Source organism: Bacteroides sp. BFG-637 (genome assembly GCF_024793605.1).
GTDB classification, from domain to species: Bacteria; Bacteroidota; Bacteroidia; order Bacteroidales; family Bacteroidaceae; genus Bacteroides; species Bacteroides vicugnae.
The window spans coordinates 1,693,892-1,716,629 of record NZ_JANUPD010000002.1 but is presented as its reverse complement, the minus strand read 5'-3'; the positions used below and the strand labels follow the sequence as shown (position 1 = coordinate 1,716,629).

The 22,738-nt window shown below is 43.3% G+C and carries 16 protein-coding genes and 3 pseudogenes; 9 read left to right on the top strand and 10 right to left on the bottom strand.

Annotated features, from left to right (window positions below; all coding sequences use genetic code 11):
* Positions 1–2: 2 nt before the first annotated feature.
* The 5 genes from NXX38_RS06980 to NXX38_RS06960 form a co-directional block, all read right to left on the bottom strand.
* A complete protein-coding gene (locus tag NXX38_RS06980; RefSeq protein ID WP_005681936.1) occupies positions 3–98 on the bottom strand; it encodes a smalltalk protein in 96 nt (31 codons plus the stop codon).
* Between the two features lie 5 nt (positions 99–103).
* Complete coding sequence (locus NXX38_RS06975) at positions 104–631, bottom strand: N-acetylmuramoyl-L-alanine amidase (RefSeq protein WP_234131758.1); 528 nt, start codon at positions 629–631, stop codon at positions 104–106.
* An 84-nt stretch (positions 632–715) separates the two neighbouring features.
* Positions 716–1,219 (bottom strand): HU family DNA-binding protein, encoded by a 504-nt coding sequence (locus NXX38_RS06970; protein WP_009001357.1) that lies wholly within the window; start codon positions 1,217–1,219, stop codon positions 716–718.
* Between the two features lie 122 nt (positions 1,220–1,341).
* The gene (locus tag NXX38_RS06965) at positions 1,342–2,232 is read right to left on the bottom strand and encodes a DUF4373 domain-containing protein (RefSeq protein WP_234131759.1); all 891 of its coding nucleotides are present in this window, start codon (positions 2,230–2,232) and stop codon (positions 1,342–1,344) included.
* Entirely contained in the window at positions 2,220–2,540 is a 321-nt protein-coding gene (locus tag NXX38_RS06960; protein ID WP_234131760.1) for a hypothetical protein, read from the bottom strand. Before NXX38_RS06960 ends, NXX38_RS06965 begins: the two co-directional genes overlap by 13 nt.
* Before the next feature lie 438 nt (positions 2,541–2,978).
* Here NXX38_RS06960 and NXX38_RS06955 point away from each other — a divergent pair, with 438 nt between their 5' ends.
* Positions 2,979–3,692, top strand: a complete 714-nt coding sequence (locus tag NXX38_RS06955) for a helix-turn-helix domain-containing protein (RefSeq protein ID WP_258978910.1) — start codon at positions 2,979–2,981, stop codon at positions 3,690–3,692.
* Positions 3,693–3,774: 82 nt separating this feature from the next.
* On the opposite strand, the gene miaB is transcribed toward NXX38_RS06955, so the two are convergent.
* The gene (gene miaB, locus NXX38_RS06950) at positions 3,775–5,148 is read right to left on the bottom strand and encodes a tRNA (N6-isopentenyl adenosine(37)-C2)-methylthiotransferase MiaB (RefSeq protein WP_148367735.1); all 1,374 of its coding nucleotides are present in this window, start codon (positions 5,146–5,148) and stop codon (positions 3,775–3,777) included.
* Positions 5,149–5,484: 336 nt separating this feature from the next.
* Between miaB and NXX38_RS06945 the strand changes: the two are divergent.
* The 3 genes and pseudogenes from NXX38_RS06945 (at position 5,485) to NXX38_RS06935 (ending at position 8,965) form a co-directional block, all read left to right on the top strand.
* A pseudogene (locus NXX38_RS06945) lies at positions 5,485–5,957 on the top strand (ferrichrome ABC transporter substrate-binding protein).
* A 180-nt stretch (positions 5,958–6,137) separates the two neighbouring features.
* Positions 6,138–7,637, top strand: a complete 1,500-nt coding sequence (locus tag NXX38_RS06940) for an acetyl-CoA hydrolase/transferase family protein (protein WP_258978909.1) — start codon at positions 6,138–6,140, stop codon at positions 7,635–7,637.
* A gap of 131 nt (positions 7,638–7,768) precedes the next feature.
* A complete protein-coding gene (locus NXX38_RS06935) occupies positions 7,769–8,965 on the top strand; it encodes an ATP-binding protein (protein ID WP_148367732.1) in 1,197 nt (398 codons plus the stop codon).
* Between the two features lie 6 nt (positions 8,966–8,971).
* Here the strand turns inward: NXX38_RS06935 and dacB are convergent.
* From dacB to NXX38_RS06915, 4 genes and pseudogenes are all read right to left on the bottom strand, one after another.
* Positions 8,972–10,283: pseudogene (gene dacB / locus NXX38_RS06930) on the bottom strand (D-alanyl-D-alanine carboxypeptidase/D-alanyl-D-alanine-endopeptidase).
* Between the two features lie 143 nt (positions 10,284–10,426).
* On the bottom strand, positions 10,427–11,629 hold the full coding sequence (locus NXX38_RS06925) for a TlpA disulfide reductase family protein (protein ID WP_309569431.1): 1,203 nt from the start codon (positions 11,627–11,629) through the stop codon (positions 10,427–10,429).
* A gap of 89 nt (positions 11,630–11,718) precedes the next feature.
* Positions 11,719–13,062 (bottom strand): dihydrolipoyl dehydrogenase, encoded by a 1,344-nt coding sequence (gene lpdA / locus NXX38_RS06920; protein WP_258978907.1) that lies wholly within the window; start codon positions 13,060–13,062, stop codon positions 11,719–11,721.
* Positions 13,063–13,103: 41 nt separating this feature from the next.
* Positions 13,104–13,556, bottom strand: a complete 453-nt coding sequence (locus NXX38_RS06915) for a PH domain-containing protein (RefSeq protein WP_148367729.1) — start codon at positions 13,554–13,556, stop codon at positions 13,104–13,106.
* A 106-nt stretch (positions 13,557–13,662) separates the two neighbouring features.
* Here NXX38_RS06915 and nadB point away from each other — a divergent pair, with 106 nt between their 5' ends.
* The 5 genes and pseudogenes from nadB (at position 13,663) to NXX38_RS06890 (ending at position 22,724) form a co-directional block, all read left to right on the top strand.
* Positions 13,663–15,234, top strand: coding sequence for an L-aspartate oxidase (gene nadB, locus NXX38_RS06910; RefSeq protein WP_148367728.1), 1,572 nt, complete (start codon positions 13,663–13,665; stop codon positions 15,232–15,234).
* Positions 15,235–15,599: 365 nt separating this feature from the next.
* A complete protein-coding gene (locus NXX38_RS06905) occupies positions 15,600–16,658 on the top strand; it encodes a glycoside hydrolase family 130 protein (RefSeq protein ID WP_258978906.1) in 1,059 nt (352 codons plus the stop codon).
* Positions 16,658–17,921 (top strand): annotated as a pseudogene (locus NXX38_RS06900) (MFS transporter). The gene NXX38_RS06905 and the pseudogene NXX38_RS06900 overlap by 1 nt, the downstream one beginning before the upstream one ends.
* The gene (locus NXX38_RS06895) at positions 17,905–19,638 is read left to right on the top strand and encodes a hypothetical protein (RefSeq protein WP_258978905.1); all 1,734 of its coding nucleotides are present in this window, start codon (positions 17,905–17,907) and stop codon (positions 19,636–19,638) included. The pseudogene NXX38_RS06900 and the gene NXX38_RS06895 overlap by 17 nt, the downstream one beginning before the upstream one ends.
* A 17-nt stretch (positions 19,639–19,655) precedes the next feature.
* The gene (locus tag NXX38_RS06890; protein ID WP_258978904.1) at positions 19,656–22,724 is read left to right on the top strand and encodes a TonB-dependent receptor; all 3,069 of its coding nucleotides are present in this window, start codon (positions 19,656–19,658) and stop codon (positions 22,722–22,724) included.
* Positions 22,725–22,738: the final 14 nt, after the last annotated feature.

Sequence of the window (22,738 nt, the reverse complement as noted above, 5' to 3'; positions counted from 1 at the left end):
AATTACAGATTCATCGCATTAGCGCCCAAAACGCCAGCCAAAGCCGAAGCCACTGCGATAACCACCTTAAGGATCATATCCCAAACTGATTTCTTCATTGCCATCATTTACCTCCTTTCTGTTCTTTAATGTGTTGTGTTACTCTGTGTTCTTCCGTGTTCTCTGTTTTGATAGCAAACTCCTCAAGTTCCTTGAATTCCTTTGCCACCTCAAAACACGGGCACGATTTAATCCACTCTTCCGGCTCTATCTCACCGTTTCCGTTCAAGTCCGGTGAAAGATCCCGGTGTCCGCATACCCGGCAGCCGGGGAATTTCTCCTGTAGTTGCCCGATGAGTTGCCGGAGCGTAGCCCGCTGTGCCGAGGTTCGGGTATCTGCCGGGCGTCCCCGGCAGTCCAGACCACCCTCATAGCAGATACCTATTGAATGAGCATTGAAACCTTTTGCGTGCGCTCCGACACGTTCGATGGGGCGGGTGAGGTGCACTGTTCCATCCTTGCGGATGTAGTAGTGATAGCCTGTTCCGTTGAATCCCCGACGTCGGTGCAACCGGTCCAAATCTTCCGGAGAGAGCGTACAATCCCCCCGCGTGGCACTGCAGTGCACCACGATTAAATTAATAATTCGCATGTTAGTGGATAATTAGTTTACTAGTCTAGTTAAAAAGTTCCGTTTAGTCAGCCATTCGTGTTTGTGTTGCGTCATACAGACAGGCTATGCTGCCGGATCCGGTGCTTCTCCACTGCCGCCGGAACCACCACCGTCATCGGGTTCACCACTATTTCCGCCACCCGAAGCCGAAGTATCGGCAAGGTCGAAACGGACACACTTGGCACCTGTCACCAAAGAGCGGGTAGCGGTGGTACGGTCGGGATTCTTGGTATAGTTGGGCAGGAAACGGACGGTAAGGGAAGCCTGGGCAGCCGATACTTTTTCCGGCAGTTCCACCCCTTTGCCGTTGGACTTCATCACCATACGGAAAGTCCCGAAGCCGTCGAGCGTTACACTTTCCGATGCTTGCAGATGCTGGGCAGCCACTGTCACCAGATTATCGAGTGTATTCTTCACATCACCGGTGGAGAGAGACGAGTAAGCGGCTATCTCTTTGGCGAGTTGGGTGGTTGACACATTGGCCGTGTATATCACACGGGGATGAAATAATTTCTTTTTGTTCTTGTCTTCCAGAACCGACTGGAAGGGTTTGTACAATACTGGCATAATTGTAATAGTTTTTACGTGTTAATAAATTAGTTTAGTGTTGTCCTTAAGCTTAATGACACTGTAAAGATACGGGTATTATTCAGACTGACCCAATCATTTTTTCAAAGTGCGTTCATAAATTAATTAATTACGCTCAAAAGATAATGTCCCGGCAATTTGATTTTTCCATTACTCCCGCGGATGTTGCTGAAGCCCTTCCACACCGGGTGTCCGATAGCTCCGAAGTTACTTTTCAGGATAATGGCATATTGCTCGGAAGGCGGAATCTTGTAAGAGTGAAGGTTCTCCAGCAGTCCCTCGAAGTTACGCTGCATACCGTCGGACGGTGGTTGCAGGTTGTCGATGTCGTCCTGTGTCATCGCCTTCCTTCTTTTCAAGATTTTTCCTCCTCCGTTCTCTCCTTGAGGAGAGTCAGAGAGGTGGTTTAATTTGTTTTGGTTTGTTTTAATTTGTTTTTCTTTGTTTTGTGTACCCAATGTCGACATTTCAGCTTCCGATGTTGCAGAATCGGTGTTTGATGTTACAGAATCAGCAGTTGATGTTACAGCATCGACTGTTTCTTTATCAGCATCATCCGCGCTACTTTTGCTATTTTGAGAAGAGTGATACGATGCAAGCTCTTCCGCTTCCAACAGGCAGTAGTCCGGCTCTATCAACGAACTGCTGCGACGCTTGGTGATAAAGAGATACTGCCGTTGGATATCGGCGGAAGTCAGGATGCCGTATTGGCGGAAAAGCCCGGCATCAAACAGGCCATATTCCACGGACAGGGTGATGATACGTTTCACATCATCCATATCCGTATTGTAAAGGCCGTCCGTCAGTTCATCGTAAAACTCATCACTGGCAGAGATATAATATCCTTTTCCGGCATAGATGTACGACAGCGTTTCTACCAATGTGGCAAAAGCAGCATCACCTTCCCGCTTCATGACACGACGCACCATGCGGTCGTGCATGAAACTGGTGCTCATGGGGAAATAATCCAACCCCTGTTTTATTCTTCCCATAGTGCGTGTAGTTTTTCCTTTTCCTGCTTCCGGCGAATACTGTCCGCCACCACCTGACGGGCATGACGGATAAGGAGCATCCGCAAAGCGTAGTCCTTTACCTCGGTTATTACCGGATAAGAAAGAGTTTTGTTTTCAAATGATATATTTTTATCCTGATTGCGATGTCTGCGCGTGTTTGCCTTACGGCATTCCTTGCAGTAATTATCTGAAGCCCGGGTACGCTGATTCATATAAAAGGCTTCCTGTGGGAGCTTCCGCTTGCAACATCCGCAGATGTGTAGAGATTGATTCATAATGGTTTCCATACTGCTTTCCGTTTTTATAATTTTCATATTTAAACATTCGTGTGTATATTAGAGATATATCGCTTGCGCGCAGGACATATAGTTGCTGTATATTGGGGATATATCGGCTGCACATTGGGTATATAGATGCTACACGCAAGATATATAGATGGTGTAAGCGGGCTCAATATTACTTCCGTCCGGCACGGCTTCCTTAAAAAGGGGGGTGAATGAGGTATTTTGCAACCTTTCGTAAACTTTTTGCGGTTTCTCATGGTTTTTCTATTTAAAATTTATAATTTTGAAACATATTTGTAATTTCGTTGCTACAAAGATAAAACAGTTTTCACAAAGAAAACAAATGATTTTAAGAATTAACTTTAAAAAAGTAGATAACAAATTATCAATGAGCAATTAACGAGTTTATGAATTTTTACATCAAAAATAAACGATAATAGAATGGATACATTTTTGGATGTTACAGGAATAGTGAAGCGCGCCAAACAGGCGCTAAACTTCAAGAACGACAGCGAGTTAGCTGAATATTTAGGCGTCTCACGCGCTACAGTATCCAATTGGGGTGCACGAAATAGCATTGACTTCCGCCTGTTACTCGATAAATTCGGGGACAAGGTGGACTACAATTGGCTATTATTGGGAAAGGGAAATCCGAAACACCAGTCAAGATATTGCGAAAGCGAACTGGTGCAGGGAGAAGTCGAGATTATACACAATCCGAAAACACCCGAACCAATAGACGACCGTAGCGTGACATTATACGATATTACGGCAGCTGCGAACCTGAAAACATTGTTCACCAACAAAAAGCAGTATGCACTGGGAAAGATATTAATTCCGAATATTTCCGTATGCGACGGAGCAGTCTACGTCAACGGAGACAGCATGTATCCTATATTGAAATCGGGAGATATTATCGGATACAAGGAAATTAGCAGTTTCGACAACGTGATTTACGGGGAAATATACCTGGTGTCGTTTATGATTGACGGAGACGAGTATCTGGCGGTGAAGTACGTGAATCGTTCGGAAAAAGAAGGGTATTTAAAGCTCGTGAGCTATAATACTCATCATGAGCCGATGGATATTCCATTCGTGTCCATCAATGCGATGGCAATTGTGAAGTTCTCCATCAGGAGACACATGATGATGTAAAGTCCACCACAGAGGACGCAGAGGACACAGAGGTCTTTTTCTTCCTTGAAACTCTGTGTCCTCCGTGTCCTCTGTGGTAAAATCAGATTTCTTCCCCCTTCAGCGTAGCCGAACTGGCTTCCGTGACACGCACGTTGACGAAATCACCGACACGGTGCGTACCTCTGTCGAACACCACCACACGGTTCTGCTCCGTACGGCCGAACAGCTGGTCGCGCGAACGCTTGGAAACTCCTTCTACAAGCACTTCATACGTTTTACCGATGCAACGCTGGTTGGATTCGGCAGACAGACGGTTCTGCAAAGCGATAATTTCGTTCAGGCGGCGCACTTTCACCTCTTCGGACACATTATCTTCGAGATGCTTCGATGCATACGTTCCCGGACGTTCGGAGTATTTAAACATGAAAGCAGCATCGTATCCACATTCTTCCATCAGCGAAAGTGACAAGGCATGATCCTCTTCCGTTTCAGAATGAAAACCGGAGAAAATATCGGTAGTCAATCCGCAATCGGGAATGATACGTTTGATAGCTGCCACCCGGTCCAGATACCACTCACGGGTATATTTACGGTTCATCAGTTTCAGAATACGCGAACTGCCGCTCTGCACAGGCAGATGGATATGTTTACACACATTGGGGACTTGCGCAATTACTTCCAACGTCTCATCGCTCATGTCTTTCGGATGGGAAGTTGTGAAACGAATACGCACTCCCGGAGCAGCTTCAGCCACCGTTCGGAGCAACATCGGGAAAGTAACCACTTCGCCTGTCGGTCTTTCAAAACGGTAAGAGTTGACGTTCTGCCCCAACAGGGTGACTTCCTTATAGCCTTTCGCCACGAGGTCTGCCACTTCATTCAGGATGCTTTCTACGTCACGGCTACGCTCGCGTCCACGAGTATAGGGCACGATGCAATAGGTGCAGAAGTTATTGCAGCCACGCATGATGGATACAAAACCCGAAATATGATTGCCGCAGATACGCGACGGAATCACATCCCGATAAGTCTCGGTAGTAGAAAGTTCCACATTGATTGCTTTTTCACCAGTTTCTACGGCAGCAATCAAGTCGGGCAACGTCAGGTAAGCATCCGGCCCCACAACGAGGTCGACATGATGATTCGTTATCAGATCATCCTTTACCCGTTCGGCCATACAACCCAATACACCTACAATCAGGTGCTTTTTCTTTTTCTTCAGCGAGTGGAAAAACTCCAGGCGATTCAGAATCTTCTGCTCCGCATTGTCGCGGATGGAACAGGTATTCATAAACACGGCATCGGCTTCCTCCAGCGTTTCGGCTACGGAATAACCCGCCATTTGCATCACCGAGGCAATCACCTCACTGTCGGCTACATTCATCTGGCAGCCATAGGTTTCGATAAACAACTTTTTGTTGTCATCATTCATTTCAGTTGCGGATTTAAAGTCCGCTCCCGTTAATTCATTCATACTCAAATCTTAGTTTAAAAATTCGGATGCAAAGATACGGCTTCGCTTTCAATAAGTAGTGAATTGATATCAAAATAACGCAAAAACTTATGATTTGGCAAGCAAATTTGTAATTAATGTTAAGGGAATAAACATTTTTAGGCGATATGCTTGGCAAATTTAAATTTATTTTTCACATTTGTGCAATGAAAGAAACATTAGATTTTTTCATAGTTAAGGTTTAGGTTAAAAAAATTAAGGGGAGCTGTGAAGCTGCCCTTTTTTCATACTAAAAAGTTAGCCTGAACCAGATAAAATACGTAACTTTGGCAGATAACTAATTAGCAGTGAAACACAATGGAAGATTTTTTGAAATTTCTCTTGATAGCAGGTGTCATTCTTGTGGGAATATTCAAAGAGGTGAATAAGAATAGTAAATCGAAAAAAGCTAAGAATAAACGCCCCGTTTCCCCGATGCCATCCCCCGTTGAAGTAGCTCCGGATGCAGTTCCTATGCCCGAGGCATGGGGCGGCCCCAAGTCGCTGGAAGAATTGTTCCAGCCTAAACCTATCGAACCGCCAACCCGGAAAAAGCATTCACAACAGACGCCACCCGGAAAAGTTCCGAAGCAGAAAAAGAAAAGAGAAGAAGTTTCCGTTGCCGCATCCCTGGCAAACAGTGCCGCGCAAGATCAATTGAACAACAGGCAAGGTTCTCATTACGACGCTCTCAACAAATCATCCGATAACAACGAAGACTTCACAATTCATTCGGCAGAAGAAGCCCGCCGAGCCATTATCTGGGGGAGATACTTCAACGGAAATACTGACGGAAATTATAAAGACATATATTTCAGGCACGGATTACACGGATTACGCTATTGCTTTATGCAATCCCTAACTTTCCGAAAACCGTGAAATCCGTGTAATCCGTGCCTGAAATTTTAATAAGATATCGAATTATTAACCGATAAAATATCAACTGTATTTTAACACGAAATTTACTATTTATGTCATTCAATCGTATTTCGGCAGCGGAAGCTGCAAGCCTGATCAAACATGGCTACAACATCGGCCTAAGCGGATTTACTCCCGCCGGAACGGCCAAGGCTGTAACAGCCGAACTCGCAAAAATTGCTGAAGCAGAACATGCGAAAGGAAACCCGTTTCAAGTAGGAATTTTCACAGGCGCATCAACAGGGGAATCCTGTGACGGTGTACTGTCACGCGCCAAAGCCATCCGCTACCGCGCTCCTTATACTACCAACGCCGACTTCCGCAAAGCTGTGAACAACGGAGAGATTGCCTACAACGACATACATCTCTCACAAATGGCACAGGAAGTGCGCTACGGGTTCATGGGTAAAGTGAACGTAGCCATTATCGAAGCCTGCGAAGTGACTCCCGACGGAAAGATTTATCTGACTGCCGCCGGTGGTATTTCGCCGACTATCTGCCGTCTTGCCGACCAGATTATCGTGGAGTTGAACAGCGCACACAGCAAATCCGGTATGGGTATGCACGACGTATACGAACCGCTCGACCCGCCTTACCGCCGCGAAATACCGATCTACAAACCGAGTGACCGTATCGGACTGCCTTACGTTCAGGTAGACCCGAAAAAGATTATAGGCGTAGTGGAAACCAACTGGCCGGATGAAGCGCGTTCTTTCGCTGCTGCTGATCCGTTGACCGACAAAATCGGGCAGAATGTTGCCGACTTCCTTGCTGCCGACATGAAACGCGGTATCATCCCGTCTAGTTTCTTGCCTTTGCAATCGGGTGTAGGAAACATCGCCAACGCCGTACTCGGTGCATTGGGACGTGACAAAACGATTCCTGCATTTGAGATGTACACAGAGGTAATCCAGAATTCCGTGATCGGATTGATTCGCGAAGGACGTATCAAATTCGGTAGTGCCTGCTCACTGACTGTTACAAACGACTGTCTGGAAGGTATTTACAACGATATGGATTTCTTCCGCGATAAACTGGTTCTCCGTCCGTCGGAAATCTCAAACAGCCCGGAAATAGTACGCCGTCTCGGTGTCATTTCCATCAATACAGCCATCGAAGTTGACCTGTACGGCAATGTAAACTCTACCCATATCGGCGGAACAAAAATGATGAACGGCATCGGTGGTTCGGGAGACTTTACCCGCAACGCTTACATTTCTATCTTCACTTGTCCGTCTGTGGCCAAAGAAGGTAAAATCAGTGCGATCGTACCGATGGTATCCCACCACGACCACACAGAGCACGATGTCAACATCGTTATCACCGAGCAAGGTGTTGCCGATCTTCGTGGCAAGAGCCCGAAAGAACGCGCACAAGCCATCATCGAAAACTGTGCACATCCTGACTATAAAGAGCTTCTTTGGGATTACCTCAAGCTGGCCGGTAACAGAGCACAGACTCCGCACGCTATTCAGGCTGCACTGGGCATGCACGCAGAGTTGGCTAAAAGTGGCGATATGAAGAATACCAATTGGACTGAATACGCAAAGTAAATAGAATATAGAATTTACAGTATTCGATTCAAAACAAGTATAATTGTATTCTCTGGTAAACAAAATCCAACTATTTTTGTTTATTAGAGAATACAATTATATCTTTGTAGAAGAATCAATAAGTTACTCCTATGAAACAGTTATTCACCACATTCTATCAACTTAAAGAACGGGTCTCTCTGGATTTCATCAGATACCTGTATCATGAAATTCGTTGGAACAATCGACTGATAGCTATAACAGGTGCACGCGGAACAGGAAAAACTACCCTGATGCTTCAATACATAAAAGAGCATTACCCCGGCTATGGCAATGAAGCACTCTACGTTTCATTAGACAATATATGGTTCACCACTCATTCATTATTTGAACTGGCTGACGAGTTTCAGAAAATGGGAGGAAAAGCTTTGTTTTTGGACGAAGTACACAAATACCCCACCTGGTCAAGAGAAATAAAAAACATCTATGACAGTTATCCGGACATAAAAATAGTATTCACAGGATCTTCTTTATTGGAAATACACAAAGGCGAAGCAGACCTCTCAAGAAGGGCTGTTACCTATCATCTTCATGGCCTTTCTTTCCGTGAATTCTTACTATTCGAATATGGATATAAAATGGAAGCACTTACACTTTCTGATATTCTGAACCGACATATCGAAATGGCCATGAACGTAAACAAACAGTTGAAGCCGCTTGTAGCGTTCAACGAATACTTAGCTTACGGCTATTTCCCTTTTTATAAAGAAGATAAAATATTGTATCATGAGAAACTATTAGCCACCCTGAATACAATTCTGGATGTAGATCTACCTTCTACTGAAAAAATAGATTATTACTCCATTGGTAAAATAAAAAAACTATTTGCCATACTCGCCGGACTTGTACCCTATATTCCCAATATATCAATGCTTAGTAAGGAGATAGAAGTCAGTCGTATCAGTCTGTTGAATTATCTATCCTATCTCCAAAAAGCCCAAGCCATCCTACTACTTGACAAAGAAGCTTCCGGCATCAAACAACTGGCAAAACCGGAAAAAATTTATTTAGGTAATACAAATTATGCATACGCATTGGGAGGAGAAAAAACAGATATAGGAAATGTCCGGGAAACATTCTTCTTTAATCAAACAGTCGTAAAACATAAGGTTACCTATTCCTCCCAAATAGATTTCACATTGAATGAAACATATAATTTCGAAATAGGTGGTAAAAACAAAACTCAAAAACAATTAGCGGGAGTGGAGAATGGATACCTAGCCCTTGATAACATAGAAATCGGATTCAACAACGAGATTCCACTTTGGTTGTTCGGGCTAATGTATTAACATAGCCTATTTCCCGATAATCACCTCACACACCTTATCCTGAAACGCTCTCGCTTTAGCAGCCGAAAGCACATTCTGGTTCATAATGGCAAATGCCACTTCATGCCCGTTCTTCATCTTCAGATAGCCTGCAAGTGCATTTATTGCCGTAAACGAGCCTGTTTTGGCATGAACATTCCGGAAAGCGGGAGTACCTTTCATCCGGAATTTTAAAGTTCCGTCCACCCCGCCAACGGGAAGTGATTTATACAACATCTGAAACACTTCTGTTTGCGAGTACGCATATTTTAGAAAGTCGACCAGCAGAGCAGGGGAGAGGTAATTATAATTAGACAATCCGCAACCGTCGGCAATCTTATAGTCTTTCGGATCATGCCCCAGGCAGCGGATCAGCTTCATTATTTCGACAATGCCATCTTCGGCAGCTACTTGCTTCTTTCCCGTAGCCTGCGCTCCCAGGCGACAGAGAAATGCTTCCGCATTGAGGTTATCACTCTCTTTCATCAACTGGTTCAGCACTTTCTGCACGGAAGTGTTCCAGCAAGCCATACGCTCCACTCTCACACTGTCGCGAGGCAATTCGGCAAAACCATACGACTGGGGAGTCGTGATTCCTTTCCCACGAAGGCGTTCCAGAAAAGTGTGCATAAAGAAACGGGGGGAATCGTAGATGTTGACATCATCTTTCCGGATCGAAGTGACATTGCCCGAAACAAGGAGATTGTTTCCATTCGTCAGCCAATCTCTCGTGAAAGAGAATTTCCCGGCAGAAGAAGTGCGTGTTTTCGTCTGATTCGTTACTGTATAATAGGAAGATACAGGTTGGCAGGAAACACTTGCCGCATCGCCCTGCACGGTGGAGGGAACTACGGAAACCTGTACAGTCCCTTTGCAGAACATCAATGGAGAGAGATAAGGCTGATAACCCGCAGGCGTATCGTCCCAGGCCCATCCGCTGCCCCAATAAAGGGAGTCTTTCATTGAGACGTCACCATATACCTGACCGTTAATGACCGAAAAAGGAAAAGTGATTACCTCTTCTATCAATGAATCCATCGACTGGCTGTCAAATTCCGGATCGAATCCGCCTACCACATACAGGTTGCCTTGCAAGGTGTCATGTTCTATCACGCCATCATGCCATACTTCCGTACGGAAAGGTTCGTTGGCTTCTGGGCGGGAGAGTGCGGTAATGGCCGTCAGCAGCTTCCATGGTAGAAGCAGGACGGGAAAGTTTCTCCGCACGATAGTTATAAAGCGATTTCTTAGCCGTCAGGTCGTAGACGGATATGCCGACTTCGGATGCTTCGGGGAGCATCTTCTTGATAAGCGAATCTATCCGGGAGAAGTTCTGTTGCCCCCAAAGTGGCAACAAACAAACAGAAAGGGCGACTAACAAAAAACTTTTTTTTCATACAACACTGTTTATGACATCAACAAATGATAGTATCTTACATCTATCTATTTCAAGTTTTTCTCTACCTGTCCAAGAAGCGAACCGGAGCCATAGCCGGACCATACATCCTGGATTTTTCCATCAGGGGCAATCAATACATAATGAGGGATTCCCCGTACCTGATAGTTCAGGGCAAGACCGGTACGTCCTTTACGAAGTTCGTTCCACTGGTTACCGCCCATTCCTTTCGTCTTGATATACTCTTTCCAACGTGCTTTCGGGTCCTCACTAATACTAATCACAGTCATTTTATCCTTATACAGATCCATCACCTTCTCCATTTCGGGTATCGACTCCACACAAGGACTACACCCGCTACTCCAGAAGTCGAGCAAGATGAACTTCCCCTTGAACTCTGAAATATGACGGAGAGAACCATTCACATCATACAAGTCCCCATCCACCATCATATCTCCAATTCCCACCGTAGAGGGAGGAAAAACATAGGCTGTAATCTCCTGTCCGTCATCCGTTTGCTTATCGGCTTCCGACATCCGGGCATAGAGTTTTTTCACCTCTTCTTTATAAGGCATGATGGTTTCATATTTCATCATGGAAGCAAATAGCAATAACCTGTCCATCCATACCGGGGAGACGGGCGCTTCTTCCATGTATTCCATTTCCTTTTTCCAGATTTCCTGCTGCAACGGCATTGACAGTTTCCGGATAGAATCTATCTTGGCCCAGGCCTGACTTTCAAACTCCCGGTCGCCCGGACGATCTATGAACATCATCCGTTGCCAGTCATATTCTGCCGCCATGTGCTGCATCAGTTCTTTCTGTTGGGCCATCGCGCAAGCCGTAAAGCGGTTTTCTTCCTGCTGTTCCGGCACATCGCTTACTACTTCCCATGTTTTCACTAGTTTGTCCTGCCCCTTGATTTCGATGTATTCTCCCGGTGCGATCCACACTTCCAGCCATGTACCCGGGAAGCCCCGGTTATCAGACATAATCAGCATTTTCCGCGTGGTAGAAACCGTGTCGCGGAAAGAGAACTGCCTATTCATAAGCGTATCTCTCCATACACAGTTGAGAATACTTCCGTCTTCCTCATACAGACCAATCACAATGCTGTCGGGAAGATTAGCCAGTTCGCCCTGAATCAAATATTCATTTGCAGCAACTGACGCTTTACGGTTGAATGTACAATGACACATCACCATACAAGCTATTGTCAATAAGACCGGAGTGATTATATATTTTTTCATCATCTATTCGATTTTATAAGTGAGATATCCTAGTCCATGAATCAGATAAGTATCTTAATCAATGCACAATGTCAGATATCAGAATCCGTTTATAAAGCCTCGCGGAAGATTTCTCCTACCGTGGGATGCGGGAAAACAATCTTTTTCCATTGCGCTGCTGTCAGTCCGAGTTCAATGGCAGTCCCCGCAAGAGTGATAATCTCCGAAGCGGGATTTCCCAATACATGAGCGCCAATCACCCGTTGCTGTTCATCCAGCAGTACTTTGCAAACTCCGTTCACACCTTCATTCTCCGCCACAAAACGGCCGGAGTAAGCCATCGGAAGTTTGATAACCTGATAATTGATTCCTTTCGTTGAGGCCGATTCCTCCGTTTCACCCACTCCGGCAATCTCCGGATTGGTATAGACTACGCCCGGAATAGCCCGGTAGCTCATGGTGTCTTCTTTCCCCAAAATGGAATGTACGGCAACTTCTGCCTCACGAACGGCCGTATGGGCGAGCAAAGAGAATCCCGTCAGGTCACCACACACATACACACCCGATACAGAAGTCTGCATCTTTTCATTGACTCTGATAGTGCCACGCTCTGTTTTCTCCAGATTCAGGTTTTCGAGTCCGAAACCTTTCGTCACAGGACGGCGACCGACGCTCATCAACAGCTTTTCTGCAACGACACTACCGTTTCCCTCTGCATTTTCATAAGAGACAACAGCTCCTTCTTCCGTTTGCGACAAGCCGATAACTTTCGTACCAAGCAGGAATTTAATACCACGTTTGGCATATTCCGCACGGAGCAAGGCGGAAAGCTCTTTATCCATTCCACCCAGAATTTCGTCCATCATCTCAACCACCGTCACCTGTACTCCCAAACTGTTGAAGAACGATGCAAACTCCATCCCGATCACTCCGCCACCGACAATGGCGAGAGAAGCCGGCAATTCCTTACTATCCAAAGCATCCCTGTGCGTCCAGTAGTTCACTGCATCCACTCCGGGAATAGGGGGAATAAAGGTTTCCGAGCCTGTACAAAGTATCAGGTTCTCCCCTTCGTAAGTCTCTTCTCCGCAACGAACTGTATTTTTATCAATGATCTGTGCTTCTCCCGATACGATCGTCACATTGTTGGCAGTCAGCTTTGCTTTCACTCCCAGCACCAGTTTACGCACTACCTTACTTTTACGTGCTATAATCTTAGGCAAATCGAAAGAGACTTCCGGAATATTGACTGCATACTTTGACGCATGTTTTGCACTGTCATAAGTCTTTGCCGAATACAGCAACGTTTTCGTAGGAATACAGCCTTCATTCAGACAGACACCTCCCAGACTATTCTTTTCGATAAGCAATACGCTCAAACCGCCTTTACCGGCAGCTTCGGCAGCCGTATATCCCGCAGGACCGCCACCGATGATAATTACTTGATATTTCATAGTATATAATCAGTTAATCTTTTCATTATTATCAAAACACGCTATGGTTCATCCTCTTGAGAATCTACAGAGTCTATTGTCTCCAGCCCTTTTATCTTCTTTGCGAACATTCTCTTTTCGAGCAGTTCCGCAAATTCCCGTTCCTTGACAGGCATCACCGAAACAAACTTCCCTTTTCCATATTCTATCAAGATATAATCCGTCACCGAAAAACTACCGAACTTCATGGAATGGTATTTCCTTACTGTGGTGATTTCGGAAAGCGGAATTACCTTCTTACGAATAAAACGGCCGCGTGAAACCTCCAGATTACCGTCTGTAGTCAATGTATAAGCAGTGTGTATAATCTGCTCGATTACTACAATCAGCATAAGCATGAACAGTACGGCTACCAAGATATATTTACACCACAATGCGCCGACGGCATTCACAGTAAGCACTACCAACAGGAAATATTGGTACCAGGCGATGCGGGCATGGAAAATTCGATTCATTTTGTCAGATTTTTGCCTGCAAGGTAGCAATTTTATGAATTAGTGACAACGAAAAGTACAACGAAGTAACTTATTTTGTAGCTTTGCGGTGAGAAATAACAAGATTATGGTAAGAAAATTCGATTTCCTCGTTATCGGTTCCGGAATTGCCGGTATGAGTTTTGCGCTGAAAGTGGCGCACAAAGGTAAAGTTGCTCTTATCTGTAAAAGCGGGCTGGAGGAGGCCAACACGTACTTCGCCCAAGGAGGGGTAGCCTCCGTCACCAACCTTCTGGTGGATAATTTCGACAAGCACATCGAAGATACGATGATTGCAGGCGACTGGATCAGCAACCGTGCCGCAGTAGAAAAGGTAGTGCGCGAAGCTCCCGCACAAATTGAAGAACTGATTAAATGGGGAGTGGACTTTGACAAAAACGAGAAAGGCGAATTTGACTTGCACCGCGAAGGAGGACACTCGGAGTTCCGTATTCTTCACCATAAAGACAATACAGGAGCAGAGATTCAGGACAGTCTGATTAAAGCCGTGCAACGGCATCCGAATATCACGGTCATCGAAAACCAGTTTGCCATTGAAATCCTGACACAGCATCATCTGGGGGTTACCGTAACCCGTCAGACACCGGATATTAAATGCTACGGCGCTTATATCCTCGATCCGAAAACGGGAAAAGTAGATACGTATCTTGCGAAAGTGACATTGATGGCTACCGGTGGAGTAGGAGCCGTTTATAAAACGACCACTAACCCGCTAGTCGCTACCGGAGACGGTATCGCTATGGTGTATCGTGCCAAAGGTACGGTGAAGGATATGGAGTTTGTACAGTTCCATCCTACCGCCCTGTATCACCCGGGAGATCGCCCTTCTTTCCTGATAACGGAAGCGATGCGCGGCTACGGAGGCGTACTGCGCACCATGGATGGCAAAGAGTTCATGCAGAAATACGACCCCCGTCTTTCCCTGGCTCCCCGTGACATCGTGGCACGTGCCATCGACAACGAGATGAAGAATCGTGGAGACGACCATGTATATCTGGATGTTACCCACAAAGATCCCGAAGAAACAAAGAAACATTTCCCTAATATTTACGAGAAATGTCTTAGCCTGGGCATCGACATCACTAAAGATTATATTCCGGTAGCCCCGGCCGCTCACTATCTCTGCGGAGGTATCCTTGTCGACCTGGACGGACAATCTTCCATCGAACGTCTTTATGCCGTGGGAGAATGTTCCTGCACGGGATTACACGGAGGTAACCGCCTGGCTTCAAACTCATTGATTGAAGCAGTGGTATATGCCGACGCTGCTGCCAAACACAGTCTGCAAGCGGTCGATCAATATTCTTATAATGAAGATATTCCCGAATGGAATGATGAGGGAACCCGCTCACCGGAAGAAATGGTGCTCATTACGCAGAGCATGAAGGAAGTGAACCAGATTATGAGTACTTATGTAGGTATTGTCCGCAGCGACCTCCGTCTGAAACGGGCGTGGGACAGACTGGATATTATCTACGAGGAAACTGAAAGCTTGTTCAAGCGCAGCGTAGCGTCCAGAGAAATCTGCGAATTGCGTAATATGGTGAACGTGGGTTATCTGATTATGCGTCAGGCAATGGAGCGTAAGGAGAGTCGCGGATTGCATTATACGATTGATTATCCGCATGCAAAGAAATAGAATTTACAGTATTATTCTTATTAAAAATAAAGAAACAAGAGGCTTTCTCAAATTATATTTTTGAGTTTAGCCTCTTGTCTTTTTATCTTGATACGTTTCTTTTCACTCCTCAAAGAAACTATACTATACATTTATGAGAATATAATACACTTCAGAACGCCACTTATCAAACTGTAAAACAAGCATTTACGCAACAATAGCATGTAAGTACGAATATCTCTGTCTATTCTAAAATTGTCCCTGAATATCACTCTCTTAAAAACATGTTCTTGAGCATGTGTACACTTCTTTGAGAATATAGTAAACGCTTTCCTGTCTCTCATCCCATACTTTTGCTCACAGAAATAATCACTAATCGAAATATTATGGATATAGCTAAAAGATGTGAGCAGAACCCCCTACTGGCTCCAAAAGATTTAAAAGCGGGAATCAACGGAATGGAAATTACATGTTTGTTAAATCCCGGAGTTTTCAAATATCAAGGCAAAATTTGGTTACTTTTACGCGTCGCAGAAAGACCTATACAGAAAGAAGGAATTATCAGTTTTCCTATATATAATGAAAAAGGAAAAATAGAAGTGGTTTCGTTTTTAAAGAATGATCCCGATTTGGATGCTTCAGACCCACGCGTTATCGGTTACAAAGGAAAGAATTACCTGACCACGATGTCTTACTTACGTCTGGTTTCAAGTACCGACGGTATTCACTTCAAAGATGAACCGGAATTTCCACCTATTTTCGGAAAAGGAGAGCTGGAAGCATTCGGCATTGAGGATTGTCGTGTTGCAACAACCGAAAATGGCTTTTACCTTACTTTCACAGAAGTATCATCGGTAGCTGTAGGGGTTGGACTGATTCACACCAATGATTGGAAAAACTATACACGGCATGGGATGATATTCCCACCGCATAATAAAGATTGTGCATTGTTTGAACAGAAGATAGGTGACAAGTATTTTGCTCTTCATCGCCCCAGTAGTCCTGAACTTGGTGGCAATTACATATGGTTGGCAGAATCGCCCGACCGCTTGCACTGGGGAAACCACAAATGTGTAGCAACCACTCGTGACGGAATGTGGGATTGTGCACGTATAGGGGCAGGAGCTGCTCCAATAAAGACAGAAGAAGGCTGGCTGGAGATTTATCATGGAGCCGATTTTAATCACCGTTATTGCTTGGGAGCTTTATTACTCGATTTAAATGATCCGTCGCAAGTGATTGCAAGAAGTGAAGAACCTATCATGGAACCTATCGCAGCTTATGAGCAAACAGGTTTCTTCGGAAATGTTGTTTTCACTAATGGTCATTTCGTGGACGGCGATACGATAACCATGTATTATGGAGCAAGCGATGAAGTGATTTGCAAAGCAGAGCTTTCTATTTCAGAGATATTAAATGTATTAAAACAGACACAAGAGAAGTAATGAATAAACTGAAAAAAGAATATCTGTTCTTTAAGCAACAGGAACCTAACATGAGAACACTGTTGGTTACCAATATGCTTTATGCATTGGTACTACCGATAGTAGAAATCTTTGTGGGAGCCTATATCATGAGGAACACGAGCGATCCGGTAATGGTTGCTTTTTATCAGCTGGCAATGTATATAGGTATCATTACGACCTCTTTTGTTAATGGTTATCTACTAAAAAAATACAGTGTGAAGACGCTTTATTCTGTAGGAATCTTAGTAAGTGGCATTTCCATGTTCGGTATGATGGCTATTAATTCACTTGGTTTCATAGAACTTGGTCTGGCCGGTTTTTTAATGGGAGCAGCTTCAGGTTTCTTCTGGACCAACCGATACTTACTGGCTCTCTATAATACCAACGATAATAGCCGTAACTATTTCTTCGGACTAGAGTCTTTCTTCTTTTCTATTAGCTCCATCGGTGTTCCTTTAATTATTGGTGCATTTATCAGCCAGATAGATGGAAAAGAAGTTTTTGGATTCCTCTTCAACATCAATACTTCTTACTGTGTGGTTACTATGGCAGCAGTAGTTGTTACTGTTATCGCCTGTATGACACTGTGGAAAGGTAAATTTGAGAACCCCAAAGAAACGAACTTCCTCTATTTCCGCTTCAACATTCTTTGGAAAAAGATGCTTTGGCTAGCCGCATTGAAAGGAATGGTACAAGGTTTTTTAGTAACGGCCCCAGCTATATTAGTGTTGAAGCTGGTAGGGAAATGAAGGAGCTTTGGGATTGATACAGGGAGTTAGCGGAGCATTGACTGCTGTCTTGGTGTATGTATTAGGACGTATGGCCCGCCCGGAAGACCGTTTGAAAATTTTTGTAGGAGGATTAATCATATTCTTTGTCGGTACACTATTTAACGGCGTTCTCTTCTCTGCTACAGGAGTGATCCTTTTTGTGCTTTGCAAAGTGATATTCCAACCTTTGTTCGACTTGGCTTATTTTCCCATTATGATGAGAACAATTGATGCAGTTGCAAAGATTGAGAATAGAAACGAGTATGCATATATCCTGAGTCACGAGTTCGGTCTTTTCCTTGGAAGAGCTTTCGGCTTACTACTGTTTATCTTCCTTGCTTATTGTGTATCGCAAGATTTTGCATTGAAATATGCGCTGGTGATTGTTGCCGGATTACAATTAGCGGCATATCCTTTAGCTAAGAATATTACTAATCAAACAGATATTATTGAACATGAGAATGAGAAGTAAAGGTCTTTTTTTACTTATCGCCGTTTGTTTTCTGGCATCTTGCTCAAGCAACGGAAATAACTTTGGAGAAAAGGTAGAACAGGTTTCCATCCATAGGGTAGACTCTATGCCTGATATGCCTGAAACTTATAAAATGCTGGACTGGAAGCAAAAAGCAAAAATGTATGACCAGTTTATTTTTGACTGGAATAATAAAAGCGAAGTCGGACCATTAATTTGGTTAGATGATGCCCGCAGAAATATTGACCAAACTACATTTGGTTTATATACCGCCATTAAAGATATTCGTCAGGGAAAGGATGTCAATAACGGAGAGTTCCATGAAAGTCTGAATTCATTGGCGGCTATTCTTGGTGCTGGTCTTGTAGGGATTGATAAGACTAATCAAGACGGATATAACTACGTAAAAATGGTGCAGAATTATTTCAATTCTGATAACGGATGGAATATAGTAATGAACAATACGACTCCGTCAGTAGCCCTTTTAGGAGGAGGCTATGGTCGTGACTGGTGGTATGATGTATTACCCAATGCTTTATATTATGCTATATGTGATGTTTTCCCCGATGTAGACGGGGCAGAGAAGATACAAAAAAGCATTGCGGAACAATTTGTTAAAGCAGATTCGGTATTGAATGGAAATTACGATTACTCTTATTTTGATTATGCACAAATGAAGGGAATGGTCAATAATATTCCATTGCAACAAGACGCCGCCGGTGGTCATGCTTATGTATTGTTATGCGCTTATCATAAGTTTGGTGACCCACGTTATCTACAACATAGTAAGAGTGCCATCGAAGCCCTCCTTGCCCAAAAAGAAAGTCGTTTTTACGAGGCTCTTTTACCACTTGGAGTTTATACGGCAGCCTATTTGAATGCGGTAGAGGGAGCCAACTATGATGTATCCAAACTTCTTGATTGGGTATTTGACGGATGTAAAAGCCCTGCGGGAAGAACCGGTTGGGGAATTATTGTAGGAAAATGGGGTGAATATGATGTAAGTGGTCTGCAAGGAAGCATCACAGACAGCGGAGGATATGCATTCCTCATGAACAGTATCAAACCCGCCTGGCCTTTCATTCCGATGGTGAAATATCAACCTCAATATGCAAAGGCTATCGGCAAGTGGATGCTGAACAATGCAAGTGCGTGTCGTTTATTCTATCCGGGGGAAATAGATGAAAAACATCAATGGGCTCCAGAATTGAAGGACATTACGTATGACAATGTTTCTTATGAAGGTTTACGAAAGACGGATGACTATGGGAAAGAGTCATTAAAAGGGGTTAGCCCGGTTGCAATTGGCGATGGTCCCAAATGGATAAAAGGTAATCCGACGGAAAGTATGTTTAGCGTTTATAGCTCTTCTCCTGTCGGCATTTTGGGCGCAATTGTTTATCAAACAAATGTGGAAGGTATTCTCCAGCTGGATTGCAATGTCACAGACTTCTATGTAGAGAAACCTTATCCGGTCTATCTCTATTATAATCCTCATAAAGAGGCCAAAACCATTACTTATCAGGCTACCCAGCCATGTGACTTGTTTGATATTGTTGCCAAAGAATATATAGCAAAAAATATAAAGGCAAATGGTTCTGTTGAGATTCCGGCCAATGACGCAAGAGTTATTGTGGAACTTCCCGCCGGAACAGAATTAGAACTGAAAGATGGTAAGATTATTGCGAATAAACAAAATATCATTTCATATAATTAAATCTAAGTGTATAAACTATGAGTAAGCATTTATTATTACTAATTCTTATTCTTGCTGTTTGCACAAATGTCTTTGCACAGCAAACCAAGAGTATTTCAGGTGTGGTATACGACAGTAATACCGGAGAGGCTTTAATTGGAGTTTCTGTTCTTGAAGTGGGAACGACCAATGGTACTATCACAGATTTTGACGGCAGATATACATTGAAAGTATCGTCAAATAAGGTTTCATTCTCATACGTAGGTTTTAAAACTGAAATTGTAAATGTAACAAATAGCGGAACGTACAATGTAAATCTATTGTCCGATAATAAATTGGATGAGGTTGTAGTTATTGGTTACGGTACTCAAAGAAAGAGTGACCTTACCGGTGCCTTGGCTTCTATAAGTAGTAAGGATATTAAGAACTATGCAGTATCTAATGCCTCTGAACTACTTACAGGTAAGGCAGCCGGAGTATTTGTTGCCGCCAGTTCCGGCCAACCGGGATCGGATGCAGTTATTCGCGTGAGAGGTTTAGGTACTGTAAATGATAACAATCCATTGTACGTAGTTGATGGTCAGTTCATGGATAACATTAGCAGTTTGAATCCCTCTGATATTGAACGTATGGAAGTATTAAAAGATGCTTCAGCTTGCGCTATTTACGGTTCAAGAGGCTCCAATGGGGTTATTCTCATTACTACGAAGGGAGGGGTGAAAGGTGAAACAACTGTAACATTGGATGCTTATGTAGGTGTGAAAAACAGTTATAAAGCATTGAACATGATGAACAGCGACCAATATTATAACTTCATAATGAAAGCATATGAAAAAGATGAAAGCTTTCAAAATTCAATGAAGGATAAGTTTACCAATCAGTATCAGAAGGGTTATAATACCAACTGGTGGAATGAAGTAACTCGTACAGCTTTTAACCAGAACTATAATCTGAGTATTCGTAAAGGAACAGATAATTCAAGATCTTCTTTTAGTTTAGGATATGTAGATGATCAAGGTGCGATCATTACTACTGAATTCAAGAGACTTTCACTTAAGGCGAATCTTGAATATGATATCAACAAATTTATCACGGTTGGCACCAATGTCAATCTGGCAAAGATAAGAAAGCGTGACGCAGGAGCAATTCCTTCATTCGATTTCATTCAAAAAGCTGATCCTTTTACCCCTGTTATCAGCCCGTTGGTAGATCCGTCTTCTGAAAATTACGAATATAACAAATATGCTCCTACCGAGTGGTCTTATGACCCTAATCCGGTAGCCATGCTCGAACTTCCTAACAGATACAATGACATATTCAATGTATTTGGTAATGTGTTTGCCCAAATCAAATTGTATAAAGGATTGAGCTATCGGGTACAGTATAGCTTCGAAAGATACCATGATACTTTCAAAGACTTCCGTCCTGTCTATTCATCTACTTTTTCGGAGGACAATTTAGCGAATCAGGAAAGTAAATATAATACAGAAACTCAATTGAATAATAATAGCGCTGTAACTTCTAATTATCTGGTGGAACAACGCCTTAACTACAACACTACAATAGGCAGACATAAACTGGATGCAATGGTTGCCATGACCTATGAGAAGAACAGCAGCGAAGGTATTAATGCATTTAAGAGAAAGGCTTTAGGTAACGATGAAATCTATCAGATACTTGATGCACAAACTGCTGGAGATAACACCTCGGGAGGTAAAGAAACATCTTCTATGCTATCGTACTTAGGACGTATTAATTATGTATATGATGATAGATATCTTGCTACAGTCAATTTTCGTGCCGACGGTTCTTCAAGATTCGCCAAACGTAACCGTTGGGGCTATTTCCCATCTGTTTCATTAGGTTGGAGAGTGAGCAATGAAGAATTCTTTAAGAACCTGAACATTGAAAATACAATTTCCAATTTAAAACTGCGTGTAGGTTGGGGACAAAATGGTAATCAACGAATTGACAGAGACGCACCTCTTACGTTGATTGGCACCAATAATGAAAATCAGTGGTACTTTGGAAACGGATACTCACAAGGTTACGTTCCAACCTATGTAGGAAATGCAGATATAAAATGGGAAACCAGTCAGCAAACCAATGTTGGTTTAGATATGTCCTTCTTTAGAAACAGTCTTGATGTAAGCATGGACTTTTATGTAAAGAAGACAAGTGACATGTTGCTGAATATGCCTATTCCTTCTTTTGGTGCCTTCCCTAACAGCCCCTTCTTTAATGCGGGAGACTTGAAGAATACCGGTTTTGAAATAGTAGTCAACTACCGTAACCAGATAGGAAAAGACTTTAATTACAACGTAGGACTGAACATGTCTACTTATAAAACAGAGGTAACCAAACTTACATCGGAATATTTGAGTGGGAATACTAGCCGTACTTATGTAGGAGGTCCTATCGGACGTTTCTGGGGGTACAAGCAAATAGGAATATTCCAGAATCAGGAAGAAATAGACAATTATGTGGATAAGAACGGTACCAAGATTCAACCTAATGCACAACCGGGTGATTTTAAATTTGCCAAATTAGGAGAATCAGGCGAATTGAATGATGATGATGACCGTACTTTTATCGGTGATCCTAATCCGGACCTCATTTATGGTTTCAACTTAGGATTTAGTTATAAGAACTTTGATGTAAGTATGGCATTCCAGGGAACTATTGGGAATGACATCTGGAATGTTGCTAAAGGAAGCCTTGCTTCAGCAGGACGTCAGAACGCTTTGGCTGATGCTTACACAAAAGCATGGACAAAAGACGGAGATTTGGATGCTGTATATCCACGCATAACCAACTCTGATTCTAACAATAATATGAGAGGTTCTTCTTTCTATGTGGAAAATGGTTCTTACCTACGTTTGCAAAATCTGCAAATAGGTTATACACTGCCGAGTCACATTTGCCAGAAGAGTAAACTGTTTTCAAGTTGTAGATTCTATGTGAGCGGTCAGAATATATTTACTTTAACCGGTTATTCCGGGCTTGATCCGGAACTGGGTATCAATAACCCATTGGATATGGGAGTGGATACTACACGTTATCCGTCTTCACGTACATTCACTTTTGGAGTTAATTTGCAATTTTAAATCTAGCTAAAAAG